Genomic DNA, 6,176 nt, shown 5'->3' with positions numbered 1-6,176 from the left:
TATATCTAAAAAAATATTTTAATTAGTCTATAAAATTGATTTAAAGCAATAATATTCAATTTAAAAATCGATAACATTATATACTATGTTTTTGAAATGAATGATTGAGTATTGGGATTTATTGGAAGATCATTGAGTTCTCAAAGAATGAATTTGATAACTGAAGTGATACCATGAATATAGAAAAATATCCTCAATACCAATTATATAAATTTACCTTATTGCTGGAAGAGAATAAAGCAATGTATATAAAACCAGATATTGAATCTCGAGCAGTAGATGGAACAATAATAAATAGGGCATATTATAGTGCTTATTCCTATGCTCTCTTATGGTTAGAAGAAATTTCAGGATTTAAACTTAAACAAAAGTGGGAATATGAAGCAGAAGGAAAAAAATATGTTTCTGAACATAGGCAAGTTAGAGATTGCTTAATAAAGTATGAAAAGATGAAAGCAAGTAAAAATTTATATGAATTACATAGATTACGTAAAAAAGCCGATTATAAATTATTAAATCCATTAACTGAAGAAGAAATTAATAATTCTATAAAATATATGAAAAATGTTTTAAATGAATTAAAATTTGAAAATAAATGAAGGTAAAAAAATGATATATAAGCTAATAAATGAAGATAACACCCTTGTAAATGAATACCCCGCACCACAAATCTACAAAACGCTATCAGATGAAGAAAAAAATAACATATACACTTTTAAAAAAGAAATAGAAAAAATCACAATCCCTAAAGGATTGGGAAAAGTCTATGTAAATGTTATGTACGACTGCATTCAACTTGAAAAGGAGTATATTATAAATTATTCAAATGGACATAGCCGTGAATATTATGAAAAAGAAATAGAAAAAATATACCGTCATATGGAATCTTTTTCAAAAAAGAACAATCTTTTTGATTTCTATCTTGGTTGCCATATTCTATTAATGGATTGAATGTTTATATATTATCTAAAAAATTATAAAAAAGAAAAAAAGTTTATTTAAGCGTAGTACTGAAGAGGTTTATCATCTTTTTTCTCTTCACCTAAGCCAAATAATACTTGGAACAATTCAGAAAGGTCTTCCACTGGACCGATTCCCATTTTAAGACAAGCTCCAATGTAGAGTTTTTCAATATCCTCATCTGCAATCTTTTCACCATTTTCAGATTTGAGGTAGCCTAAGAAGTATGCAGCTACAATTGGGCCAATTCCATAATCTGGGATCTCTTTTTCTTGTTCCTGTTTTCTTAAAATATTGCTTTTTCCTATCATCATATCACCGGAACAATACTATAAAATTCGTTACTTATAAAGGTTTGCTATATTAAACCATTTATGAATAAAAAAAAGATGAAAAATCATAAAATTAACTATTTTTAAAAAAAAATAAAAAAAGTAAAAAGATAAGATTAAGTCTCATACTCAACATCAGATCTTAATCCAACCAATGAGGCACAGACTGCTATTACACATAGAATTGCTGAAATTATACAGGAAATCCTTGAACTTTCCATAAGCAATGGATAATATTCCGGTACAATAGGCACATTTCCCATAATGTATGCAAAGATAACTGTAAGCAAACCAATGCTTAATGTCTGACCTATAACTCTCATTGCTGCAAGGGATGCGGAAGCAGTACCAGTTTCCTCTTTAGGTACAGAACTCATTATCGCATTGGTGTTTGGAGTTGAAAACAATCCATAACCGATTCCCTGAAGGAACATTGCAACTATAATGAGATATAATGGAGTTGACTCATTTAGGAAGCATAAAATCAGAATCGCTACTGTAACAAATCCCATACCAATGGCTGCAAGCTTTTGAGGATCTATCTTGTCTGATATTCTTCCTGATATCGGTGCCAATATTGCCATCATGACTGGTGTCACGATTAGAAGCAGTCCAGACATCTGTGAATCTAGGCCCATAATGTATTGAAAATGATAGGTTACTATGTATGTGATTACAAATGTTGCCAAATAACTTATCAAGGATGCTAAATTTGAAGAGGAGAACCTTGCATTCTTAAACAATCTCACTTCGAATACAGGATTATCAACCCTCAATTCAATATACGCAAAGCAAATCAGTAAGGCTAAACCAACTATCAATAATATCTTACCTAATCCAGTGTTTATCACAGTGAATCCATAAACAAAGAGCAAAATTCCAATCATATAGATAATTGATCCTAATTTATCTATAACACCATCATACATAGTCCATTCGTCATCAAGACTGTGGCATAGATAAGCTGAAAATATAAGGAAAGGAAGCATAACATAGAAGATACTTTGCCATCCAAGGTAATAAATAACAATCCCACCAATAACAGGAGCTGATGATAATCCTATGTAAACTCCTGCAATGTTCAATCCCAAAGCCTGTCCACGGGTTTCTGGAGGGACAGCAGAAACGATTAGTGCCATTGAAGCTACATTGATGAATGCAGTCCCTATTCCCTGAATGACCCTTGAAAACAATAGTAGTTCACTGGTAAAGGAGAAGCAGGAAATGATCACTCCAATCATAGTGACTATAATCCCAATGAATAATGACCTTTTTAGGCCATATTTGCTTGTATATTTTCCTAAAGGTATTGATAATGCAGCAATTGCAAGCAAAAATATTGTAGCCACCCAATTTTGAACTATATTGCTCATTGAAAGTTCACGTGCAATGAGTGGAAGGGCCACTGAAATGTTTGCTAGAAAAGCGGTTACAAATGAAACGACTGCAGCAAGCAGAATAACTGATTTTTCCAAACCTAATCTATTAACAATACCCACATTAACACCTTTCGATTGATATTATTAATTATAATTTAGATTTAATATAAATTTTTATATAATTTTTAAAAGCAGTACAGAAATGGAAAATAGCTAAAAATAGAATAATATTTAAAAAAAGAGTCTAGATAAAGATTATAACAATTTGCGAAGAGATTGCTATTATAATGTTTTGTGATTTAGAAATTTATTAAATAATATTTGGATTGTAGTGATTTTTAAGATTTAAATAAACTTTTTCCGCAAATTGCCATAATCTTACCTAAAATGCATTAAGGAGAGAAAATAAGTAATTATACTTATTATCTTAATTTGCATAATATCAATTTTCAATAAACTTTCAGAATCTAACTTTAAGGTAACACAGCGATAATATTTTACAAAAATAATAAAAATTTACTAAAAAGTAATATCATGCTTATTTAATATATAGTAGTAATAATCATATAAAGTTTTTCTTATTACAAATGGCTAAAAATAGCTTAAATCAGTATTACTCTTTATAAAGAGTATTATTCTTTAAATGGATAACAATGTAAAAGTAATAATATAAAAGTAATACTCTAATCAAATATTAAATATTAAAATTGATGAAAAAATAGAAAAAATTAGATAAAAAATAAAAAATGATGGTGGTTTTAGAACGCACCACCACCTCCACCACCGGAACCGCCTCCGATTCCTCCTATGGAGTCATTGTTGGCAGCTGAAATGGTAGATGATGCAGTTGCAAATGAACTGTTTACATGATTGTATCCGCCAAGATAATAGAACATGAACAAGTCATTTGCAGTGTAATTAGGATTGTCCAATCCACCATAAACATGAAGTTTCATTGCCTTATAGACTTGATCAGCCACTCCAAGGGCAGTTGCATAGACCAAATACTTGTTCCATATTGCAATTGATTCTGGAGGATGCTCCTTTATCAATGAGTAATCCTTAAGGAACTTCTTGAATTTCTCCCATCTTTCAGTGTAAAGCTTTCCTTTTAGTGTGTATTTGCCTCCAATTCCAGATGGCATGATAAGACAGCCAATGCCTACGATTGCAAAGAACACTGCTACGATAGTTGTTATGAAGCTTCCTCTAAAGTGCAAGAAGATGGATAATGCACCAACGATTATAGCCAATATGAGCGCACCTATTCCAAAGTACATCATATAGTCTGAACCTGTTTGGTCAAAGTATTCGCTTAATGTCTCATCAGGCAAGTAGTCATTCTTGAAGTTTTGACACCAAGTGTTATATCTATCTTGATAAGCTCTTGCTTGGTATTCTTCCCTTAGGCAATCCTGCATGTATGAGAAACTGATTCTTCCATTCAATTCATAAGTTCTTAAAAGGTCAATCAATTCCTTTTCATACCTTTCAAGGCCATCGGTGGACTTTACGGTAAGGAAAGTGGTTTTAGTGAATTCAGTATCCTCTTCAGAGTCCACTCCAAGTTTTCCCCTATTGATCAAGTCCATGATTGTAGCTTGAAAAGCCTTTTGATCCAAATCACCGACATTCTTTCCAAAACCGCTCATAAGAGCATTTACAAATGCTGGAGGGTCATTGGTTGGAGGTTCATGCTCATATATTCCTTGATAATCAGTTTTCGGTTCCCTTCCAAACCTATAATAGATAGCAAGTGGAATGGCACATAATGCAACCATGAGATAATTGACAATAGAACCTACAGTGCTTAAGAGAGTCTGTGTATCAGCGTCACTCTTTTGCATGCTCCTTATCTCATCTCCAGCATTCTTATTGATGTGCTGTGCATAAGGAGTGCTTGATGAGAATTCCTCTAATGGAATGAGAGCTCTTGCTTCAACATAGCTTCCTTCTGATACACCATCACTAGTGATTGATAAAGTACCATTGGACCATTTGGCTTGGGCATCGCTGTATGCAGGGTTTATCCAATATTCAAGCTTCTTATCATCTGGGAAACGAATTACAGCATCCAATGCACCTAAATCCTCTTCCCATTCATCTCCCCAAACCTTGTATTGCAATTCACCTACATCATTGTAAATCTTTACAACATGTGTGAAGTCATATTGGAGATAAACCTTGACATCAGTTCCAGCTTGAATCTTTTTGGTTTTTGCTGCATCACGGTAAAGATAGATCTTTATCCTTTCCATACCATCTTGATTAATTATCTGGTACTCAGAATAAGCCCCTTCAACATAAACATGAAGATTCTCAACCGATTGATTCCTCTTTAGGGGAATATCCCTGTAAACACCATTTGCAGAGGAATCAAAATGATAGTCAATCTCTTCATAGACATTGATGAGTCCATCATCGTATACCTGTATATCCACATTGGCATATGGAATTGAATAGTCTACAGCAGATACTGCAGGCAATACTGATAGGCAGAATATGAGAATCAATAGAATAGCCAATGCCTTGTTTTTAAAATTCATGTATTTCTCCTATTAATATATGGGAAAATCCCACATACTAATTGAATATTATTAGAGATTAGAATTCAACTTTAGGTACAGATCTTGCTTCTCCAGCAGCTTCAAAGAAGTCAGCTTCCTTGAATCCGAACATTCCCGCAAAGATGTTGCTTGGGAATGTTTGGCATTTGTTATTGTACATCATAACAGAATCGTTGTAGAATTGTCTGGAATAAGCAATCTTATCTTCAGTTTGTGCTAATTGAGCTTGCAAATCCTTGAAGTTTTCATTAGCTTTCAATTCAGGATAGTTTTCAGCAACAGCAAACAAGGTCTTTAAGGTGCTGGACAATTGATTGTTAGCATCACTTATTTCCTTAACGCCATTTGCATTCATCAATCCAGCTCTTGCTGCTGTAACATCTTCAAATACAGAGCTTTCGTGAGCTGCATATCCTTTTACGGTTTCAACTAAATTAGGAATCAAATCTGCTCTTCTATTCAATTGAACATCGATTTGAGCCCATGCGTTCTTAACTTTGTTTCTTGCAGTTACAAGGCCATTGTAAATAGCTACAATAGCTACAAGAATAATGATTATTATAACTATTAAAATTATTAATAAAATATTCATAGTTTCACCTACGATAATTTGTTTTATAATTATTACAATCATTGACTTAGAAATATTTTCAATAATAAAAAAATCGATTAATAAATCAAGATTATAATCACTATGAAAATATTTATTTTCCTTAATATATTTATTCTTTTATATTTAAATTTAATGAAAATTAATATTTTTATAAAAAGTAAACTATATTTGATTTAAAATTGATATAAAAAAAGGATAATTAATTAAACTATTTTTTAAGTGCAAAGAAAGCTATTGGCAATGCAAGCAATGTAATGAATGAGGAAATGAAGTAAACTGGAGCATATCCGCTTGCAGCACTTACAAATGATCCTAGCAATGCAGG

6 protein-coding genes are annotated in these 6,176 nt (G+C 32.1%); 2 read left to right on the top strand and 4 right to left on the bottom strand.

The window, feature by feature from the left end:
* Window positions 1–173 precede the first annotated feature (173 nt).
* Together Q0409_RS09235 and Q0409_RS09230 are read left to right on the top strand one after the other, a co-directional pair.
* Window positions 174–599: a hypothetical protein gene (locus tag Q0409_RS09235; protein ID WP_298537394.1), complete on the top strand. Its 426-nt coding sequence runs from the start codon at window positions 174–176 to the stop codon at window positions 597–599.
* Window positions 600–609: 10 nt separating this feature from the next.
* Window positions 610–951 carry a hypothetical protein gene (locus Q0409_RS09230; protein WP_298537391.1) on the top strand — a complete coding sequence of 114 codons (342 nt, stop codon included), beginning with the start codon at window positions 610–612 and terminating at the stop codon, window positions 949–951.
* Between the two features lie 47 nt (window positions 952–998).
* On the opposite strand, the gene Q0409_RS09225 is transcribed toward Q0409_RS09230, so the two are convergent.
* The 4 genes from Q0409_RS09225 to Q0409_RS09210 form a co-directional block, all read right to left on the bottom strand.
* A complete protein-coding gene (locus Q0409_RS09225; RefSeq protein WP_298537388.1) occupies window positions 999–1,271 on the bottom strand; it encodes a hypothetical protein in 273 nt (90 codons plus the stop codon).
* A gap of 137 nt (window positions 1,272–1,408) precedes the next feature.
* Window positions 1,409–2,791, bottom strand: a complete 1,383-nt coding sequence (locus Q0409_RS09220) for an MFS transporter (protein WP_298537384.1) — start codon at window positions 2,789–2,791, stop codon at window positions 1,409–1,411.
* 638 nt (window positions 2,792–3,429) lie between these two features.
* Window positions 3,430–5,217 carry a DUF2207 domain-containing protein gene (locus Q0409_RS09215; protein ID WP_298537381.1) on the bottom strand — a complete coding sequence of 596 codons (1,788 nt, stop codon included), beginning with the start codon at window positions 5,215–5,217 and terminating at the stop codon, window positions 3,430–3,432.
* 58 nt (window positions 5,218–5,275) lie between these two features.
* Complete coding sequence (locus tag Q0409_RS09210; RefSeq protein ID WP_298537378.1) at window positions 5,276–5,830, bottom strand: LemA family protein; 555 nt, start codon at window positions 5,828–5,830, stop codon at window positions 5,276–5,278.
* Between the last annotated feature and the right edge of the window lie 346 nt (window positions 5,831–6,176).

Origin of the sequence: uncultured Methanobrevibacter sp., from assembly GCF_937898925.1 — an archaeon.
Taxonomy (GTDB): domain Archaea; phylum Methanobacteriota; class Methanobacteria; order Methanobacteriales; family Methanobacteriaceae; genus Methanobrevibacter.
This window is presented reverse-complemented; position numbering and strand designations above follow the sequence as displayed.

Excerpts from the sequence above, each read along its gene's own strand:
- Q0409_RS09235 (WP_298537394.1), top strand. The coding sequence starts at position 174 with ATGAATATAGAAAAATATCCTCAATACCAATTATATAAATTTACCTTA.
- Q0409_RS09215 (WP_298537381.1), bottom strand. The coding sequence starts at position 5,217 with ATGAATTTTAAAAACAAGGCATTGGCTATTCTATTGATTCTCATATTC.
- Q0409_RS09210 (WP_298537378.1), bottom strand. The coding sequence starts at position 5,830 with ATGAATATTTTATTAATAATTTTAATAGTTATAATAATCATTATTCTT.
- Q0409_RS09230 (WP_298537391.1), top strand. The coding sequence starts at position 610 with ATGATATATAAGCTAATAAATGAAGATAACACCCTTGTAAATGAATAC.
- Q0409_RS09225 (WP_298537388.1), bottom strand. The coding sequence starts at position 1,271 with ATGATAGGAAAAAGCAATATTTTAAGAAAACAGGAACAAGAAAAAGAG.